The 17470-nt window shown below is 62.6% G+C and carries 17 protein-coding genes; 3 read left to right on the top strand and 14 right to left on the bottom strand.

Going from position 1 to position 17470, the window contains the following annotated elements:
• Positions 1 to 95: 95 nt before the first annotated feature.
• Genes HT136_RS03025 through HT136_RS02975 form a run of 11 tightly spaced genes read right to left on the bottom strand, consistent with a single transcriptional unit; the run spans position 96 to position 9854 of the window.
• Positions 96 to 1328 carry an NAD(P)/FAD-dependent oxidoreductase gene (locus tag HT136_RS03025; protein ID WP_214197675.1) on the bottom strand — a complete coding sequence of 411 codons (1233 nt, stop codon included), beginning with the start codon at positions 1326 to 1328 and terminating at the stop codon, positions 96 to 98.
• Between the two features lie 29 nt (positions 1329 to 1357).
• Positions 1358 to 2563 carry a 3-oxoadipyl-CoA thiolase gene (gene pcaF / locus HT136_RS03020; protein ID WP_214197673.1) on the bottom strand — a complete coding sequence of 402 codons (1206 nt, stop codon included), beginning with the start codon at positions 2561 to 2563 and terminating at the stop codon, positions 1358 to 1360.
• Between the two features lie 8 nt (positions 2564 to 2571).
• Complete coding sequence (gene pcaD, locus HT136_RS03015; RefSeq protein WP_214197671.1) at positions 2572 to 3351, bottom strand: 3-oxoadipate enol-lactonase; 780 nt, start codon at positions 3349 to 3351, stop codon at positions 2572 to 2574.
• Positions 3351 to 4007, bottom strand: coding sequence for a 3-oxoacid CoA-transferase subunit B (locus HT136_RS03010; RefSeq protein WP_214197669.1), 657 nt, complete (start codon positions 4005 to 4007; stop codon positions 3351 to 3353). Before HT136_RS03010 ends, pcaD begins: the two co-directional genes overlap by 1 nt.
• On the bottom strand, positions 4007 to 4714 hold the full coding sequence (locus HT136_RS03005) for a CoA transferase subunit A (protein WP_214197667.1): 708 nt from the start codon (positions 4712 to 4714) through the stop codon (positions 4007 to 4009). Before HT136_RS03005 ends, HT136_RS03010 begins: the two co-directional genes overlap by 1 nt.
• Positions 4715 to 4723: 9 nt before the next feature.
• Complete coding sequence (gene benD, locus HT136_RS03000) at positions 4724 to 5509, bottom strand: benzoate diol dehydrogenase BenD (protein WP_214197666.1); 786 nt, start codon at positions 5507 to 5509, stop codon at positions 4724 to 4726.
• Between the two features lie 10 nt (positions 5510 to 5519).
• Complete coding sequence (gene benB, locus HT136_RS02995) at positions 5520 to 6035, bottom strand: benzoate 1,2-dioxygenase small subunit (protein ID WP_214197664.1); 516 nt, start codon at positions 6033 to 6035, stop codon at positions 5520 to 5522.
• Complete coding sequence (locus HT136_RS02990) at positions 6032 to 7387, bottom strand: SRPBCC family protein (protein ID WP_214197662.1); 1356 nt, start codon at positions 7385 to 7387, stop codon at positions 6032 to 6034. Before HT136_RS02990 ends, benB begins: the two co-directional genes overlap by 4 nt.
• Positions 7388 to 7424: 37 nt before the next feature.
• Positions 7425 to 8351, bottom strand: coding sequence for a dioxygenase family protein (locus HT136_RS02985; RefSeq protein WP_214197660.1), 927 nt, complete (start codon positions 8349 to 8351; stop codon positions 7425 to 7427).
• 48 nt (positions 8352 to 8399) lie between these two features.
• The gene (gene catC / locus HT136_RS02980; protein ID WP_214197658.1) at positions 8400 to 8690 is read right to left on the bottom strand and encodes a muconolactone Delta-isomerase; all 291 of its coding nucleotides are present in this window, start codon (positions 8688 to 8690) and stop codon (positions 8400 to 8402) included.
• 6 nt (positions 8691 to 8696) lie between these two features.
• The gene (locus tag HT136_RS02975; RefSeq protein ID WP_214197657.1) at positions 8697 to 9854 is read right to left on the bottom strand and encodes a muconate cycloisomerase family protein; all 1158 of its coding nucleotides are present in this window, start codon (positions 9852 to 9854) and stop codon (positions 8697 to 8699) included.
• Between the two features lie 121 nt (positions 9855 to 9975).
• Between HT136_RS02975 and HT136_RS02970 the strand changes: the two genes are divergently transcribed.
• A complete protein-coding gene (locus HT136_RS02970) occupies positions 9976 to 10902 on the top strand; it encodes a LysR family transcriptional regulator (protein ID WP_214198350.1) in 927 nt (308 codons plus the stop codon).
• A 53-nt stretch (positions 10903 to 10955) separates the two neighbouring features.
• On the opposite strand, the gene HT136_RS02965 is transcribed toward HT136_RS02970, so the two are convergent.
• Both HT136_RS02965 and HT136_RS02960 read right to left on the bottom strand, forming a co-directional pair.
• Entirely contained in the window at positions 10956 to 12560 is a 1605-nt protein-coding gene (locus tag HT136_RS02965) for a GMC family oxidoreductase (protein WP_214197655.1), read from the bottom strand.
• Positions 12561 to 12597: 37 nt separating this feature from the next.
• Complete coding sequence (locus HT136_RS02960; RefSeq protein ID WP_246543305.1) at positions 12598 to 14079, bottom strand: benzaldehyde dehydrogenase; 1482 nt, start codon at positions 14077 to 14079, stop codon at positions 12598 to 12600.
• 158 nt (positions 14080 to 14237) lie between these two features.
• Between HT136_RS02960 and HT136_RS02955 the strand changes: the two genes are divergently transcribed.
• Positions 14238 to 15161: a LysR family transcriptional regulator gene (locus HT136_RS02955; protein WP_246543304.1), complete on the top strand. Its 924-nt coding sequence runs from the start codon at positions 14238 to 14240 to the stop codon at positions 15159 to 15161.
• Positions 15162 to 15267: 106 nt separating this feature from the next.
• On the opposite strand, the gene HT136_RS02950 is transcribed toward HT136_RS02955, so the two are convergent.
• Positions 15268 to 16131 carry a LysR family transcriptional regulator gene (locus HT136_RS02950; RefSeq protein WP_214197653.1) on the bottom strand — a complete coding sequence of 288 codons (864 nt, stop codon included), beginning with the start codon at positions 16129 to 16131 and terminating at the stop codon, positions 15268 to 15270.
• Between the two features lie 138 nt (positions 16132 to 16269).
• Here HT136_RS02950 and HT136_RS02945 point away from each other — a divergent pair, with 138 nt between their 5' ends.
• On the top strand, positions 16270 to 17286 hold the full coding sequence (locus HT136_RS02945; RefSeq protein ID WP_214197651.1) for an alpha/beta fold hydrolase: 1017 nt from the start codon (positions 16270 to 16272) through the stop codon (positions 17284 to 17286).
• Positions 17287 to 17470 lie beyond the last annotated feature (184 nt).

Raw genomic sequence — 17470 nt, 5'->3', positions numbered from 1 at the left:
ACTTGGTATGAGCTGAGCCGAGTGCGCCGAACGCGCGCGCCTGACGAACTTGCTGACCTGGCCTGCGCTTCCCCGAAAGCGCTGCGCGCCATTTTCTAGGCGCTCAGCAGTTCCTTGAGCGGCTTCTCGGGATCGGCGAGAGTCTGCGGATCGAGCTCGGCCCCCGCCTCAACGAGCTTGCGTCCCTGCACGAAGTCCTTGGCGTTGTTCACGCAATCGAGCGCGACAACCTTGCCTGCGCGCAGATAGACGACCGAGAACTTGCGCGCCTGCGGATCGCCGCGCAGCACGGTCTGGTCGTAACCGGCGTTGATGCCGGCGGTCTGCAGCTTGAGATCGTACTGGTTGGACCAGAACCAGGGGAACGCCTTGTAGGCCGCTTCCTGGCCGCAGATCGCCTTGGCGACGCAGGTGGCCATGTCGTTGGCGTTCTGTACCGATTCCACCCGCATCGCGATACCGCCCGCATAGTCGCAAGCAAACGTCGCGCAGTCCCCGATGGCATAGACATCGGAGAGCGAGGTGCGGCAATGGTCATCGACATCGACGCCATTCGCGCCCTTGGCGCCCGCGGCAACCAGCGGCTGGACGGCAGGAACGATGCCGATGCCCACGATCACCGCATCGGCGGGAAGGACCGTCCCGTCAGCGAGCTTCACACCGGTCACCCGATGCCCATCACCAACGAGGCAATCGACCATTGTGGAAGTGCGCAGATCCACCCCGTGCGCGCGATGCTCGGCCTCGTAGAAAGCCGATAGTTCCTTGCCCGCGACACGCGCCAGCACCCGCTCCTGGGCTTCGAGCAGCGTGACCGCAAGGTTCATCTTGGACAGCACGGCCGCGGCCTCGAGGCCGATATAGCCACCGCCGATTACGACCACGCGCAAGATACCCGCATCGACTTCGGCCATGAGACGATCGCAATCCTCGCGGGTGCGCACCGCATGGACGCCGGCGAGTTCCGCCCCCGAACAGGTCAGGCGGCGCGGATCGCCTCCGGTGGCCCACACGAGCTTCGTGTAGCCCAGCGTCTCGCCGTTCGAGAGCGTGACCGCCTTAGCCTGCGCGTCAACGGCGGTCACCTCCGTGCCGAGCCGGAAGGTCACGTCTTTTTCGGCCCAGAAGGTCTCGGGACGAATGTAGAGCCGGTCGAAAGTCTTTTCCCGCGCGAAGTACTCCTTCGAAAGTGGCGGACGTTCGTAGGGCAATTCCGGTTCGCGGCCGATCACCGTGATCGCCCCCTCGAAGCCATTCTGGCGAAGCGCCACGGCGCATTGCGCGCCCCCGTGCCCGGCACCGACGATAACGACAGACTCTGTACTCATGACGACCTCACCCGGATTCTCTTTGACGTTCAGACGCGCTCGAACAGGACTGCGAGGCCCTGGCCGACGCCGATGCACAGGAAAGCCAGCGCGTAGCGGCCGCCTGTTTCATGCAATTCCTCGATCGCGCTCATTGCGATGCGCGCGCCGGACATGCCCAGCGGATGGCCCAGCGCGATCGCGCCGCCATTGCGGTTGACCCGCGTATCGTTGAGCGGATCGATGTCGAGGGCCCGAAGTGTCGCGATGGCCTGGCTCGCGAAGGCCTCGTTCAGTTCGATCACGTCGATCTGGTCCATCGTAAGGTTCTGGCGCGCAAGAACGCGGCGCGCGGCCTCGATCGGGCCAACGCCCATGACGCGCGGCGCAATGCCAGCCGCCGCCATGCCCACGACACGTGCGCGCGGGGTCAGGCCGTGCAACCTGGCGGCCTCTTCGGAAGCGACCAGCATTGCTGCGGCGCCGTCATTGAGGCCCGATGCGTTACCTGCAGTGACCGTACCGCCGGGCTTCACCACCGGCTTGAGCTTGGCGAGAACCTCGAGGCTCGACTTGCGCGGGTGCTCGTCGGTGTCGAAGACGATGGGATCGCCCTTGCGTTGCGGGATCGTGACCGGCACGATTTCCCTGGCGAGACGGCCACTGGCCTGCGCAGCAGCGGCCTTTTCCTGGCTGGCGAAGGCGAAAAGGTCCTGGTCCTCACGGCTCACACCGTATTCCTCCGCGACGTTCTCGCCGGTCTGCGGCATCGTGTCGACACCGTAGAGTTCCTTCATCCGGGGATTGATGAAGCGCCAGCCCAGCGTGGTATCCTCGATCTTCTGATCACGACCGAAGGCACTGCCCGCCTTGCCCAGGACGTAGGGGCTGCGGGTCATGTGCTCGACCCCGCCCGCGATCATCAGGTCCGCATCGCCCGCCCTGATCGCCTGGGCTGCCATGCCGATGGCATTGAGGCCCGACGAGCACAAACGATTGACGGTCACGCCCGGCACGTTTTCGGGAAGGCCTGCCAGCAGCGTCGCCATGCGCGCGACATTGCGGTTGTCCTCACCCGACTGGTTGGCGCAGCCCAGGATGACATCGTCCACGCGGGCCCAGTCGACGCCCGGATTGCGCGCCATGAGCGCGGTCAATGGCAAAGCAGCCAGATCGTCGGCGCGGATGGACGAAAGCGAGCCGCCCAGCTTGCCGACGGGCGTACGGATGGCATCACAGATGAAAGCCTGGGTCACGTTGGTTCTCAATTCTGAAGGAAGGAAGTCATACCCGTTGCCAGCGGAACCGGCGCCTCGAGCGGGGCAAGGTGCGCGGCCTCCAGCGGCAGATGCGCCGCGCCCGGGATCGTGGCGAGGAGATATTCCCCATGGCCTTCCAGCGGGGTCGAGGTGTCGCGCGTACCGGTGACGACAAGTGTCGGGCAGCCGATGCCGGCGATCCGGTCCTTGAGGTCCATGTCGCGGATTGCCGCGCCGCAGCCGGCGTAGCCTTGTGCATCAGTCGCGATGAGCCCGCGCTTGACCGCGTCCCAAACGGCCGGCTCCTCGGCCTTGAACGCGGGCGAAAGGAAGCGTCCCATCGCCATCTCGGCGATCGCCCCCATGCCTTGTCCCCGCACGGTTGTAATGCGGGCGTCCCATGCGGCTGCGTCCATCGTTGCCGATGTACAGATCAGGATCAGCTTTTCCAGAACTCCCGGGTGGGAGAGAGCGAGTTCCATGCCGATCATGCCGCCGAGCGAGACGCCCGCAAGCGCGAAGCGCTCCACACCGGCCGCAAGGGCCACGACGAGAACATCTTCGGCCAGAAGCGAAAGCGAATAATCGCCGGTTTGCGCGAACGACGCACCATGGCCACGCGTATCGATACGCAGCAGGCGAAAGTCGTTGCGCAGGAAGGGCAGCGCCGGGTCCCACAAGTCCATGTCCGAACCGATGGAATTGAGGAGGACGAGAACAGGTGCGCCTTCGCGCCCGTCCATCTTCCAGTAGATTTGCGCACCCCGAACCGTAGCAAAAGGCATCAGGCAACGCCCTCCAGCGCCGATGCATCGAACGGAACAGCGGTCTTTTCCGTAACCTCGTCAAGCGTCACGTCGGGCGCAAGTTCGACGAGCGTGAGCCCGCCGTTCTTGCGGTCGATGGCGAAGACGCACAGGTCGGTGACGATCATGTCGACCACCGCTTTGCCGGTGAGCGGCAGGGTGCATTCGGGCAGGATCTTGGACTCGCCCGCCTTGGTGCAGTGGTCCATGACGACGACGATCTTCTTCACGCCCGCGACGAGATCCATCGCGCCGCCCATGCCTTTGACCATCTTGCCCGGGATCATCCAGTTGGCGAGGTCGCCGTTCTGGCTGACTTCCATCGCGCCGAGCACGGCCATGTCGATGTGGCCGCCGCGGATCATCGCGAAGCTGTCGGCGCTCGAGAAGAAGCTCGAGGTCGGCAATGCGGTGACGGTCTGTTTGCCCGCGTTGATGAGATCGGGGTCTTCCTCGCCGTCATAAGGGAACGGCCCGATGCCGAGCATGCCGTTCTCGCTCTGCAGCGTCACCTTCATGCCCTCGGGCACGTAGTTGGCGACGAGCGTCGGGATGCCGATGCCGAGGTTGACGTAGAAGCCGTCCTTCAGCTCCTTGGCCGCGCGCGCGGCCATCTGGTTGCGGTCCCAGGCCATTATGCGGTCTCCCTCTCGCGCACGGTCTTCTTCTCGATGCGCTTCTCGTTGATGGTCGAGAGCACGACGCGGTCGACGAAGATGCCGGGCGTGTGGATCGCGTCGGGATCGAAGGTGCCCTCGGGCACGATCTCTTCCACCTCGACCACGGTCACCTTGCCCGCGGTCGCCATGTTCGGGTTGAAGTTGCGCGCGGTCTTGCGGAACATGAGGTTGCCCTCGGGGTCCGCGCGCCAGGCCTTCACGATCGACAGGTCGCTGCGCAGCCAGGTCTCGCGCACGTAGTCCTCGCCCTCGAAGCTCTCGACCGGCTTGCCCTCGGCAACGACGGTGCCAACGCCCGTCTTGGTGTAGAAGGCGGGAATGCCCGCACCGCCCGCGCGGATGCGCTCGGCGAGCGTCCCCTGCGGATTCAGTTCCAGCTCGAGCTCGCCCGAGAGGTACTGGCTTTCGAAGAGCTTGTTTTCGCCCACGTAGGACGAGATCATCTTCTTCACCTGCCGGCTTTCCAGCAGCATCCACAGGCCGAACCCGTCCGCGCCCGCATTGTTCGAGATGACAGTGAGGTCCTTGACGCCCGCCTTGCGGATTTCGGGGATCAGGCTTTCCGGGTTGCCCGAAAGGCCGAAGCCACCCGACATGATCGTCATCCCGTCGAACAGCACGCCTTCAAGCGCGGCTGCCGGGCTTTCGAAGATTTTAGACATGGGTTTTCCTTATCCCAGATCGCCGCCCGCGACGGGCATGATGGAGCCGGTCATGTAACCCGCCTCGTCCGAGGCGAGGAACAGGATCGGGGCGATCTGCTCATCCAGGGTGCCGTATCGTTTCATGAAGGTGGAGCTGGTGACCTGCTCGACCGCCTCGGCCATCCACGCCTGCTCCTGTGCATTGTCGCCCTCGGCGTTGCGCGGGACCTTGCGGGGCGGGGCCGAAGTGCCGCCCGGCGCCGTGGCGACGCAGCGAATGCCCTGTTCGCCATATTCCATCGCGATGCTCATGGTCAGGCCGTTCACGCCGCCCTTGGCTGCCGAATAGGGCACCCGGCGGATGCCGCGCGTCGCGTTGGACGAGACGTTGACGATGGTGCCGCCGCCCTGCTCCAGCATCTGCGGCAGGACTGCGTGGCAGCAGTAGAGCGTCGGCATCAGCGAGCGGCGGATCTCGGCGTCGATCTGGTCGGGCTCGAACGCGGCAAACGGACGCATGCGGATCGCGCCGCCCACGTTGTTGACGAGGATGTCGATGCGTCCGAATGCCTCGAGCGCGGTACTCGCCGCGAGCGCTGCCCCCTCGTAGGTCTCGAGGTCGCACGAGACCGAGACAGCCCTGCCGCCCGCGGCGACGATCGTCTCGGCCACGTCTTTCACGAATTCGGCCCGGTCCACCAGTACGAGGCTTGCACCTTCGGCCGCGGCGCGGGTGGCCACACCCTCGCCAATGCCTTGCGCCGCGCCGGTCACGATCATGACCTTGTCGGCAAACCGTCCTTCGAAGATCACGTGCAGTTCCTCAGATATGATAGATATCAATGACCTGGTGGATGTAGTCGTCCTTGAGGACAACCTTCTTCTTCGCAATGCGCGGTGCGTCTTGCGAAACGTCGAGCGTCAGGAAGGTGGCGCCGAAGAAGCTCTGGGTCTTCTTCATGCGGTGGCTGAGCGTGTGCCAGTTGTAGCGCACGTCGATCTCGCCCTCACGGCTCTCCACGATCTCGATGTTCGCGAGATTGTGGCAGGTGCGCGGCTCGGGCATCGATGCCGAGGAGCGCTCGGTATTGATGCGATAGACACGATCCTCGAGACCGCCGCGATTGGCGTAGTAGATCAGTGAGATCTCGGTCTGCGGATTGGTGCTGAGAGCATCGTCGTCGGTCCAGGCCGGCATCCAGTACTCGCAGCCCTCGGTATAGCAAGTGAGCCACTCCTCGAACTGGCGATCGTCGAGCAGACGTGCCTCGCGGTACAGGAATGCGCAGATTTCCTCGTAGGACAGCGCGGTGCGGTTCTTTTCGAGAGTGAGGGTCATTCCGCAGCCTCCATCATTTCATCGGGGGTGGAATCCTTCTCCAGGCCATCCAGCATGATCTGCGCCCAGAACTCGTGCTGGCGGACAAAGAGGCCTTCGTCCTCCGAGCGTTCGCTTGAGAGCAGCGGGTTCATGCCCATCGCCTTGGCGTTGGCATCCGGACCCTCGATCCAGCGGGTCGCCCCGCGGCTGAGGTCGTTCCACAGGCTTCCAGCGCCCTCATAGGCGTTCTGGCAGCTGCGGAACTCCTCAAGGTCGTCGGGCGTGCCCATGCCGGTGACGTTGAAGAAGTCCTCGTACTGGCGGATGCGGTGCGTACGGTCCTCGGCGCTCTCGCCCTTGGGGGCATAGCAATAGATCGTCACCTCGGTGGTGTGCACGTCGATCGGGCGCACCACGCGGATCTGGGTCGAGAACTGGTCCATCAAGAACACATTGGGATAGAGCGCAAGGTTGCGCGTCTGCTCCATGATGAACTTCGCCTTGTCGACGCCGAGACGGCTCTCGAGGTCGTCCTTGCGGTTCCAGATCGGGCGGACATCGGGATTGATCACCTGGGTCCAGAGCAGGATGTGACCGTGCTCGAAGCCGTAGACGCCGCTTGCAGGCGCCTTCGACCAGCCATTGGCGTCGACCGCCTTGGTGCCGCCTTCGGCGCGTCGGCCCATGGTCGACTGGTAGTTCTCGTGGACCGAGCTGACGTGGTAGCCGTCACACCCGTTCTCCATCTGCATCTTCCAGTTGCCGTCGAAGGTGTAGGTCGAGTTGCCGGTCAGCACCTCGAGACCTTCGGGGGCCTGGTCGACCATCTGGTCGATGATCACCTTGGCCTCGCCCAGATGCTCCTCGAGCGGGAGCACGTCGTGGTTGATCGAGCCGAAGATGAAGCCGCGGTAGCTCTCGACGCGCACGCGGGTCAGGTCGTGCGAGCCGTCAGAATCGAAGCTCTCGGGATAGGCGCCGGTGCTGGCATCCTTGGCGCGCAGCAACTTGCCATCGGTCTTGAAGCTCCAGCCGTGGAAGGGGCAGACGTAGAGCGGCTGGTTGCCGCGCTTCTTGCGGCACAGCTGGGCACCGCGGTGGGCGCATGCGTTGACCACGCAGGTGAGCCCACCGTCCTTGGCACGGGTCAGGATCACGGGAACGCGACCGATATAGGCCGTGAGGTAGTCGTGCTTGTTCGCGACCTGGCTCTCATGGGCCAGGTAGACCCAGTTGCTCTCGAAGATGTACTTCATCTCGAGATCGAACAACTGCGGGTCGGTGAAGACGTCCCGGCGGCACCGGAAGGCGCCGGTTTCGGGATCGTCGACAACCGCCGTTGCGACCTTTTCCTTCAAACGTTCATGCATGATCCTGTCTCCCTTGTTCTCTTGGCGCGAGCCGGTCTCAGACCGACTCGGCTTCGGGGGTCGGCTCGATCTCGGCGTGGGCGCGGCGGCGGGTCGAGAGCTGCTCGTCGCCTTCGTCCTTGGCCTTCTGCAGCTGGAAGTCGAAGGCCAGATCGACGCGGTCGCCCTGGCGGCTGGGAACTGGCAGCAGGCCCTCGCGGGTGCCGAACGCGAAGTCGTCCTTGGCGAAGGGATCGTCGCCGAAGTTGATCTGCGTGGTCAGCGTGCGGTAGCCCGGCGCCTCGACGAAGAAGTGCACATGGGCAGGACGGCTGCCGTGGCGGCCGAGGGCGAACATGAGCGTTTCGGTAGCGCCGCCCGGCGGGCACGAATAGCCACTCGGCATTTTCGAGTGGAAGTTATATTTCCCGTCATCGCCCAGCTTGATCCGGCGGCGGTTATTGAAGGGGGTCTGCTCCGTGGTCGGGTCGAAATGCGAGTACCAACCGGCCGAATTGGCGTGCCACACATGCACGATCGCGTCCTTGACGGGTTCGCCATCGGGGCCCGTGATCGCGCCGGTCATGTACAGATTATCAGCCTCGGGATCGGGATCGCTCGAGAGGTTCGCACCATTTTCGACGAGCGGTGCACCCGAAACGTAGAGCGGTCCCTCGATCGTGCGCGGCGTGCCCCCCTCAAGGCCGGCTTCCGCATCCTTGGCGTCCATGTAGAGGTCCATGAAGTGCTCGAGGCCGGTGCCCGGCGCGATCAGACCGAGTTCGCCCGCACCGTCCGCGAAGAACTTGATGGCACCCCAGAATTCATCTTCCGAGACGTCGTGCTTGACGATGACTTCCATGATGGATTCGGTCAGATCGCGCACAATCGCCTTCAGGCGCGGATCGCCCTTCTCCTGCGGGATGCCGGCGGCGGTATCGAGCAGCTTCTGGATTTCCGGCGCCTTTACGAAACTTACGTCCATTTGAACTCTCCCAGTGGACTTGAAAATTGTAAAATCAGGCGACGCGCCTCACCGGTCGTCGTCGTGCAGAGAAGAGGGATGCCGGCACAGCGGCGTGATCGTCATCGTCATGAAGGGGTAGAGCGGCAGCCCCATCAGCGTATCGTGCAGCACGGTGTTGCTCTCGACATCGAAGATGCTGACGTTGGAATAGAGACCGACCTTGCGCCAGATGTGGCGCCAGGTGCCCGCTTTCTGCAGTTCCTGGAAATAGGCCTTCTCGCGCGCCTTGATCGCAGCTGCCTCTTCGGCATCGAAATCGAGCGGGATGTTGACGTCCATTTCAACCATGAAAAGCATGGGGGATCAGGCTCCTGTGTTCACTGCATGAAGGCGCGCACCATCGCGGTCGCGCCGAAAATAGGCGACCTTGTCCTCGTCGAGGGCAATGCCAAGACCCGGGCCTGTCGGCACCGTGAGCGAAAAATTCGCGTAGTGCAGCGGCTGCGCCAGAATCTCGTCGGTCTGGAGAAGTGGACCGAAGAGTTCGGTGCCCCAGTCGAGACGCGGTAGGGTGGCAAAGACGTGCGCAGAGGCCGCCGTGCCCACACTGCCCTCGAGCATCGTGCCGCCATAGAGGCCGAGATCGGCCGCACTGGCGATCGCGGCCACTTCAGCCGTGGCGAACAAGCCGCCCGACTGTTCGATCTTGAGCGCGAAGACGGACGCCGCCGAAGCGGCCGCGATGCGCAGCGCAGAACGCGGCCCGGTCAGAGCCTCGTCGGCCATGAGCGGGATTGTCTGACCTATCGAGAGACGCGCCATCGCCGCAATGTCGTCACCGGAAATCGGCTGCTCGACGAGGTCGCAACCCACGTCGTGCAGCATCGCCATACCAAGCTTGGCCTGCGTCTCGCTCCAGTTCTGGTTCACGTCGACACGAATGCTCGCGCGGTCGCCCAACGCCTTGCAGATCGCCCCCACGTGGGCGACGTCGTCGCGCACCGAACGCTTGCCGATCTTGAGCTTGAAGATGTTGTGGCGGCGTGCCTCGAGCATGGCCTCGCCTTCGGCGATGTCACGCGCGGTGTCGCCGCTCGCCAGTGTCCAGGCAACGGGCAGCGTGTCGCGTACGCGGCCACCGCCGATCAGTTCGGAAACCGGCACGCCAAGACGCTTGCCCGCCATGTCGAGCAGGGCCGATTCGACGGCGCACTTGGCGAAGTGGTTGCCACGCACGCAGGCGTTGACCTTGCCCATCGTCTCACCGACGCGCGTGATGTCACTCGCCTCAAGAACGGGCAGAATGTAGGTGTCGATCGCCGACTTGATGCTTTCGGGGCTTTCGTTGCCGTAGCTCAAGCCCCCGATCGTCGTACCTTCGCCAAGGCCTTCGACGCCGTCACCATCCACCAGGCGCACGATCACCATCGCCTGCGAATGCATCGTGGCCATGGCCAGGACATGCGGGCGAATTGTCGGCACATCGACAATGAAGGTATCAGCGCGATCCAACGCAGCCATGACAGCGACTCTCCCGAAAGATTAGCTTTGATCAGCAATTTATGCTTGGATAACGCCTTAGACAATGATCAATGCGGTCTGGATTCAATACCCTCAGGGTAATTTGTAAGGTTTATCGATGATGGATTTTCGACTTTTGCGCTATTTCGTCATGGTCGCGGAGGAGGGAAATTTCATCCGCGCGGCCGAGCGCCTGCACATCGCGCAGCCCCCCCTGTCGCGCGCGATACAACAGCTCGAAGCCCAGGTTGGATCGGTGCTGATCGATCGCTCGAGCCGGCCGCTGCGTCTGACGGCGGTCGGCAAGCTCCTTCACAACCAGGCACTGCAACTGCTTGCACGCATCGAGGATGTGGAAACCATGATCAAGGCGGCAGCGGCGAGCGAACAGCGTCGCTTTGTGATAGGCTTCGTCGCCTCGACGATCTACGCGCGCCTGCCCGAACTCATCCGGGAATTCCGTAAGTGTGCAGACGACGTCGAACTGGTCCTCGTCGAAAGCACGACGCTTGATCAGATCGCCGCTCTCAAGGAGGGAAGGATCGATGTCGGCTTTGGTCGCATTCGCTTCGAGGACCCCGCCGTTCGCCGCATCGTCCTGCGTAACGAAAAGCTGGTGGCGGCCTTTCCCATGGACCATCCCCTGGCGCATGGCGACGGCCCGATCTCGTTGCACGATCTCGCGACGGAACCGCAGATCATCTACCCCCGTCAGCCGCGACCAAGCTATGCCGACCAGGTCATCTCGACGTTCCGGGACTATTCGATCGAGCCCCGGATCGTCCACGAAGCGCGCGAATTGCAAATCGCGATCGGGCTCGTCGCCGCCGAGGAAGGCATTGCCATCGTGCCCGAATCCGTTCGACGCGCCCGAAGCCACGACGTCGCCTTTCGCGAGCTTGCCGAGAGCGCAACCTCCCCTATAATCATGAGCCATCGACCCGGCGACCATTCGCCTGAGTTGAGCCTCATGCAAAGCATCATCGCCCGCAAGTACCGGGACTGGGGGTACGGCGCTCCTGCCGTGCTTTCCCAGGGCGTGGACTAAAGGCTCCACGACATCGCCTGCCCCGCAAGCCATGCCGTGGGCCCTCGCCAAGATCAGCTGAAATAGCTCGCTACCAGCATTTTGGAGGCGTGCCGCGCCAGTGCCTGCGTCGGAGCATTGGTGTTGCCGCTGATGATCCGGGGCATGATCGAGGCATCAATGACGTGAAGCGCCTCGATCCCTCGCACCTTGAGCGAGGCATCGACGACAGCCATCGGATCGTCCTTGCGCCCCATTTTGCAGGTCCCCACAGGGTGCCACATGGTGGTCGCCACCTGTTTGACGAAGGCTGCGAGCTCCTCGTCGGTTTGCACCTTGGCTCCGGGAACGAACTCCTCCTCAATCACGTCCGCCAGGGAGCGCTGCTCCATCACCTTGCGCACCGACTTGACCGCCGCGATGCCCACCTTCAAATCGTAGGGATCGCCGATAAAGTTGGGATCGATGAGCGGCATCGAGGTAGGATCGGCGTCGGCCAGCTTCACCGTACCGCGGCTGCGAGGCTGCAAGACGACGGTTGCAAAGGTTACCCCTGATCGCGCACCCGAAGGGTTGAGCCCGTCCTGCGAAATGATCGGCTCATGATAACATTGAACCGTGGGCTCTTCGCTCTGCAGATCCTCCGGGTCCCAGTAGGACACGGTTTCGATGCCGTTGCCCGCGGCGGGCCCATCCTTCGTCGTCAGGTAGCGCACCCCCGAGACCAGCATGCCCAGACCCTGCGCGGCAGCCTGATAGCCCATCTTGCCCTTGACGAAGGCGGCGATCGGAATGATCGGGTGATCGTGCAGGTTCTCCCCGACCCCGGCGAGATCCTCGATTACCGGGATTCCGAAAGACTCCAGCTGCGCGCGCGGGCCAATACCCGAGTGCATCAAGATCTTGGGGCTCTGGACCGCACCGGCAGAAAGGATGACGAGATCCGCGTAGATGCGCTCCTCCTGCGTGCCATGCAGAACGCAAACGCCTACGGCCTTGCGATTTTCGATCAGGATTTTCGTGACCGTGCGCGAAGTTAACAAGGTCACTCGACCACTATCGACCCGTGGGTGCAAGTAAGCCACCGCGGCGCTCGCGCGTTTGCCGTTGTCGGTGTTCGACTGGACCGGAGAGACACCAGCCTGGCTTTGACCGTTATAGTCAGGGTTGTAGGGAAGGCCGAATTCCTGGAACGCCTTCATGCACCGCTGATTGAGTTCGTTGATGCGCCCTGGCAATTCGACCGAAAGCGGCCCGTCGATGCCGTGGTATTCGTTGTGGAAGGTGTTGTTGCGCTCCTGCTCAATGTAGGTCGCGCGCATGGTCTCCCACGACCAGTCGCCTTCCTCGCCCACGGCCTCCTGCCAGGCGTCAAAGTCCTGCTTCTGCCCGCGCACATAGCACATCGCATTGACCGAGGTGCCGCCGCCCACGACCTTGCCCATGCGAAATCGTCGGCGCTGGCCATTTACGACCACTGTCTCATAGGGCCAGACCGCCTTGTCCTTGGCTAGCAGCTTGGAATAACCTGCTGGAATATGGATCATCGGGTTGCGATCCAAGGGGCCCGCTTCGAGGACGGCTATCGATTTGTCCGTATGTTCGGAGAGATAGTCCGCGACGACACAACCGGCGGCGCCGCTTCCGACTATGAGAACGTCAAAATGCTTGCCCGACATATACTATTCCTTCTTTTTATTATGACTGCCGCCGACTTCAGAACGGGTAAGCCGGCGCCTCTCCCTTGATCGTGACCCACTGCCACTCGGTGAATTCCTCCCAGTTGGCCGGCCCACCCACAGCACTGCCATTGCCCGAGGCGCCTACCCCGCCAAACGGATTGACGACATCGTCATTCACCGTCTGATCGTTGATGTGGAGCAGTCCTGTCTGGAGTTGCTCTCCCATGGCCATGGCCCGCGACACATTGCGCGACTGGATCGCAGCCGAAAGGCCATATTCGGTCTGATTGGCCAACTTTATGGCCTCCGCATCGTCGGCGAAGGTCGTAACGACCGCGACAGGGCCGAATATTTCCTCGCGAAAAGCGCTCATCTCGGGCGAGACGTTGGCCAGAACCGTCGGCGTATAGAACAGCCGGTCGGCTTTGCCGCCCGTGATCAGCGTGGCACCGGCATCGACACTTTCCTTCACGACTTTCGCCACATGATCGGCCTGACGCTGGTTGATCAGCGGACCGATCGCAATACCTTCAACGCTCGGGTCGCCCATCGGCAGTGCCGCAGCCTTCTCGCCAAGCGCCTTGACGAAATCGGCCGCGATGGCCTCATGGACGAGCACGCGCCCGGCCGACATGCAGATCTGGCCCTGATGGAGAAAGACGCCCCAGGTGACATTGCGCAAAGCAAGGTCGATGTCGGCATCGTCGAGCACGATGATGGAATTCTTGCCGCCAAGTTCAAGACTGACCTTCTTGAGATGTCGACTGGCGTTCTGGCCCACCATACGGCCCGCACCGGTCGAGCCGGTAAACTGGATCATGCCGATTTCGGGATCGCTGCACAAAGCCTCGCCCGCTTCGCTGCCGCCCGGCAGGACGTGAAGAACGTCAGCCGGCAGGCCCGCCAGCTCGAACAGCCGCGCGATCACCAGCCCGCCGCAGATCGCAGTGCGCGGATCGGGCTTCAGGATCACCGCATTGCCGACCGCTAGGGCCGGGGCGACGGCGCGCATGGCGAGGTAAAGCGGAAAGTTGAAGGGCGCGATGATGCCCACCACGCCGAGCGGGCGACGACGGGCGAGGCTGACCCGACCCGGCGTCGTCGGCAGGACAAGCCCCTGCGCCTGGTGCGGCATTGCCGCGGCCAACTGGATGGCTTTCAGCGTCACCTGCAGTTCGAAGGCGGCCTTGGCGCGGGCCGACCCGCTTTCGCGCACGATCCAGGCGATGATGTCGTCGGCGAACTGCTGGCCAATGGCGAGCGCCTTGAGGAAGATCGCGGCCCGCTCATCCGCGGACATGGCCGCCCAACCACGCTGTGCACCACGGGCCGCCTTCGCGGCACTCGCAACGGTATCCGCGTTGGCAAGGGCAATCGTTCCCAATTCGGTCCCGGTGGCCGGCTCGACGGCCTTCGTCAGATCCTCGCCAGCAACCCATCCGTTGCCGTAAAACATACCAGAAAGATACTTATCGGGGATGAGACCGCCGGCTGGTAATACGCGGGACTGCTCCATGACCTTCTCCATCTTTGAAGCGCCGGTGCAGAGATGAACTGGCCGGCTTGTGATTTTCCAGCTCGAGGTAGGTTTGCAATCCGCCGACGCAATGACCATCTTGGTTGGCCTTCATACCAGATTGGCATAATTCCATCTCCGCAGCCGCGAGCCCTTCCATGATCGATACCCGACGTTTGCGCTATTTCGTCGCTGTTGCGAGCGAAGGCAGCTTTACGCGAGCGGCTGAAAAACTGAACATCGCCCAGCCCCCGCTGAGCCGGCGGATTCAGGAAATCGAGGAAGAACTCGGCACTTTGCTGATCGAGCGCTCATCGCGCCCCTTGACGCTCACCCCCGCCGGGCACTTGTTCTATACCCACGCGCTTCAGGTTCTCGAGCGCCAGGATCGCATGGAACAGGCCATGCAGCGCTTCGTCACGGCCGAACGGCCGCGCTTCACACTCGGGCTCGTGCCATCCGAATTCTACGTTCGCCTGCCGCAGATCGTTCGGCGCTTCCGTACGCACGATCCCGATACGGAGCTTGTCCTGACCGAAATGAACAGCCTCGAACAGGTCGAGGCGCTCAAGGACAGCCGGATCGATGCGGGCCTTGGGCGCGTACGGATCGAGGATCCCGCACTCCAGCGCGAAGTCCTGCGCGAGGAGCGTCTCCTGGCAGCCCTTCCGCCAGGATCAGGCCCCGCGAACGAGCCGGTCGATCTGGCCGAACTGGCCCGTATCCCGCTCATCCTCTATCCACGCCAGCCCCGACCGAGCCATGCCGACCTGGTCCTGTCGATCTTTCGCGACCGCGGACTGGAACCGAGCGAGATCGTCGAGGTCCGTGAATTGGAAACCGCGCTCATCATGGTTTCGGCAGGCGCCGGGGCCTGCCTGATTCCGGCGACCTCGCAATGGCTGGCACATCCCGAAGTCATCTGCCGCCCAGTGCGCCCCAAGGCCGTCAGCCCGATCGTGCTGTTGCACCGCAAGAACGATAGTTCGCAGCCTCTGGCGACCCTCATGCGCACCTTCGCATCGCTCTACGCCGAATGGGGTTACCCGCTCCCGCGGCGCTTGACTCAAGCGCTGGACTAGGCGCGCCGAAAGTCGCCGCAAGGCCTTACCTCATATAGACGGCTACGATGAAGCGCAGGTGGATCCCGCCGTTGTTGAGATGCAAGGGACGCTTGCGCCTTCGAAGTCAGGCAAAGGCCTCGATGGCAAAGTCCAGAAAGCTTCTGAGCTTAGGGGTGAGCCGCCGGTCAGGGGCATAGAGCAGATGCATCGGTCTTGATGGCGCCTCCCAATTCGGGAGCAGTCGCACCAGCGAGCCTTCCGCAATATGCTTTTCAACAAGCTCGACCGGTTGCAACATGACCCCCAACCCTGCGAGCGCCGCCTGAAGGATCGGCTCACCGTGATCGACCGCAAAGCGGCTTTGCACCGGCACGACCACGCGCCCCTCGGGCCCATCGAATGCCCAGTGCGTGCGAAGCTCCGTATAGGAAAAGCAAAGGCAATCGTGGCCCTGCAGATCCAGGGGATGCGCGATTGGCCCATGCCTTTCCAAATAGGCAGGGGAGGCGCAGACCATGAACCGATAGTCGGCAAGCGATCGCGTCATGAGACGGCTGTCGGACAATTCGCCCACGCGGAACACGACATCGTACCCCTCCTCGACCAGATCGACCGTTCGGTTAGTAAGGTTCATTTCCACGGTCACGGCCGGATAGGCCTCGATGTATTCGGGAAGCCTGTGCGCCAAGGAGTACATGCCGAAGCTGACGGGCGCGTTGATCCGAAGCTTCCCGGTTGGCGTCTGCTGTGTTTCGGCAGCCAGAGACTCGGCGATATCGACTTCGGCCAGGATGATCTTGGCGCGCTCGTAAAAGGTGCGTCCGAAATCGGTCAGATGCTGGCGCCGGGTCGTGCGCACGAGCAACTGAACCCCCAGATGCTGCTCCAGCTTGAGCACATGCTTGCCGATCAGTTGGGACGATGCCCCAAACGCTTCTCCCGCTGCGCTGAACGACCCCAATTCCACGGATTTCACGAAATAGGTCATTGCCAGCAACCGGTCCATTTGAAACCCCACAATTCAAGAGTTGCGATCCGCTGAGCATTTATCCGAACTTGGATCAAGTCCTATGGCCGATGCCGATGGTGCAAAAGGGGCGAAATTGCCTGGCACGAAGGAACCAGCATGAAAACGAAGACATCGCTAGCGGCCGCGCTTGCCGGCCTCATCACGGCAAGTTCGCCAGCCATCGCGGCACCTGCCATCGATGTTCTGGGACGGGATTTCACCTTTCCCCACGACATCGCGGGCTTGCCCAGGAAGTTGAGCGACTTTCGTGGCCTCGAGATCAAGACGTTCGCGACGAGCGACGGGGTACGCCTGACTTATTGGGAAGCGGGTCAAGGCGATCCGATCATTTTCGTGCCAGGCTGGTCGGCCAATGGCGCGGAATACATCAACGTCATGTACCTTCTGTCCAAGACGCATCGCGTGATCGTCCTGGATCCGCGCAACCAGGGCCTCTCTCCGAATGTCGACTATGGCAACAGCATAGCGCGCTATTCGAAGGACCTGAAAGATCTGGTCGATCACCTGCATATTGAGAAGGCGGATTTCAGCGGCTGGTCGATGGGCGCTTCGGTCATCTGGAGCTACATTGACCTGTTTGGAACGGATACGATCCGCAAAGTCGCATTTGTCGATGAGCCTGTCTCGATCGCCGCGCGCCCCGACTGGACGGTCGAGGAGCGCCGCGAAAGGGCCGTCGTCGCCGACACCCCGGATGACGTCGTCGCACTTCTCAAGACCCCGCCGCCAGCCAGCCCTGACCCCCAAAGTACGAGCTTCATCGAACGCTTCATGCTGCGCGATTCCAAGCCATTCGCCAATTCAGAGGCCTTCGCGAACGCATTCGTGCACAGCGACATGACGTCCATGATCAAGGTGATGTACAATCATGCCTCGATCGACTGGAGCGAAGTAATCCAGCACAAACTGAACACAGTTCCGGTCGCCTTCTTCACGGGGGAATGGAGCCTGAATGTCGCGGCCCAGCGCTGGGCGCACAAACAGGTCCCTGGCTCCAAGCTTTTCATCTACACGAAGGCCGAGCAAGGAGATCATTTTCTCATGCTGAAAAACCCGTTCAAGTTCACGGCCGATCTGGAGAGCTTTCTGGATGAGGCGAGCCCTGCCAATTGAAGCTCGCAGGCTCGCCCAACCGGGCAGTGGCGGATTTGAAAGAAGCAGGCCCTCCAATCGCCCCTGTGAAACAAACTGGGCGCAATGCCAAAACTAGGCCAACACGAGTGGATGCGCGCACGCGTTCCGTCTTCTTGCCGGCCTGGTGTTTGGGCTCGGATTGCCTGGCGTCGGCGCGAGAACG

This window comes from Novosphingobium profundi, from assembly GCF_018491765.1.
In the GTDB taxonomy this organism is placed as follows: Bacteria; Pseudomonadota; Alphaproteobacteria; order Sphingomonadales; family Sphingomonadaceae; genus Novosphingobium; species Novosphingobium profundi.
The sequence above is the reverse complement of the archived record's forward strand: the minus strand, read 5'-3'. Positions and strand labels throughout refer to the sequence as shown.

Excerpts from the sequence above, each read along its gene's own strand:
- HT136_RS03005 (WP_214197667.1), bottom strand. The coding sequence starts at position 4,714 with ATGTCTAAAATCTTCGAAAGCCCGGCAGCCGCGCTTGAAGGCGTGCTG.
- HT136_RS02955 (WP_246543304.1), top strand. The coding sequence starts at position 14,238 with ATGATCGATACCCGACGTTTGCGCTATTTCGTCGCTGTTGCGAGCGAA.
- HT136_RS02950 (WP_214197653.1), bottom strand. The coding sequence starts at position 16,131 with ATGACCTATTTCGTGAAATCCGTGGAATTGGGGTCGTTCAGCGCAGCG.
- benB (WP_214197664.1), bottom strand. The coding sequence starts at position 6,035 with ATGACCCTCACTCTCGAAAAGAACCGCACCGCGCTGTCCTACGAGGAA.
- HT136_RS02945 (WP_214197651.1), top strand. The coding sequence starts at position 16,270 with ATGAAAACGAAGACATCGCTAGCGGCCGCGCTTGCCGGCCTCATCACG.
- HT136_RS02960 (WP_246543305.1), bottom strand. The coding sequence starts at position 14,079 with ATGGAGCAGTCCCGCGTATTACCAGCCGGCGGTCTCATCCCCGATAAG.
- pcaD (WP_214197671.1), bottom strand. The coding sequence starts at position 3,351 with ATGCCTTTTGCTACGGTTCGGGGTGCGCAAATCTACTGGAAGATGGAC.
- HT136_RS02975 (WP_214197657.1), bottom strand. The coding sequence starts at position 9,854 with ATGGCTGCGTTGGATCGCGCTGATACCTTCATTGTCGATGTGCCGACA.
- HT136_RS02985 (WP_214197660.1), bottom strand. The coding sequence starts at position 8,351 with ATGGACGTAAGTTTCGTAAAGGCGCCGGAAATCCAGAAGCTGCTCGAT.
- catC (WP_214197658.1), bottom strand. The coding sequence starts at position 8,690 with ATGCTTTTCATGGTTGAAATGGACGTCAACATCCCGCTCGATTTCGAT.
- HT136_RS03025 (WP_214197675.1), bottom strand. The coding sequence starts at position 1,328 with ATGAGTACAGAGTCTGTCGTTATCGTCGGTGCCGGGCACGGGGGCGCG.
- HT136_RS03010 (WP_214197669.1), bottom strand. The coding sequence starts at position 4,007 with ATGGCCTGGGACCGCAACCAGATGGCCGCGCGCGCGGCCAAGGAGCTG.
- HT136_RS02965 (WP_214197655.1), bottom strand. The coding sequence starts at position 12,560 with ATGTCGGGCAAGCATTTTGACGTTCTCATAGTCGGAAGCGGCGCCGCC.
- HT136_RS02970 (WP_214198350.1), top strand. The coding sequence starts at position 9,976 with ATGGATTTTCGACTTTTGCGCTATTTCGTCATGGTCGCGGAGGAGGGA.
- HT136_RS02990 (WP_214197662.1), bottom strand. The coding sequence starts at position 7,387 with ATGCATGAACGTTTGAAGGAAAAGGTCGCAACGGCGGTTGTCGACGAT.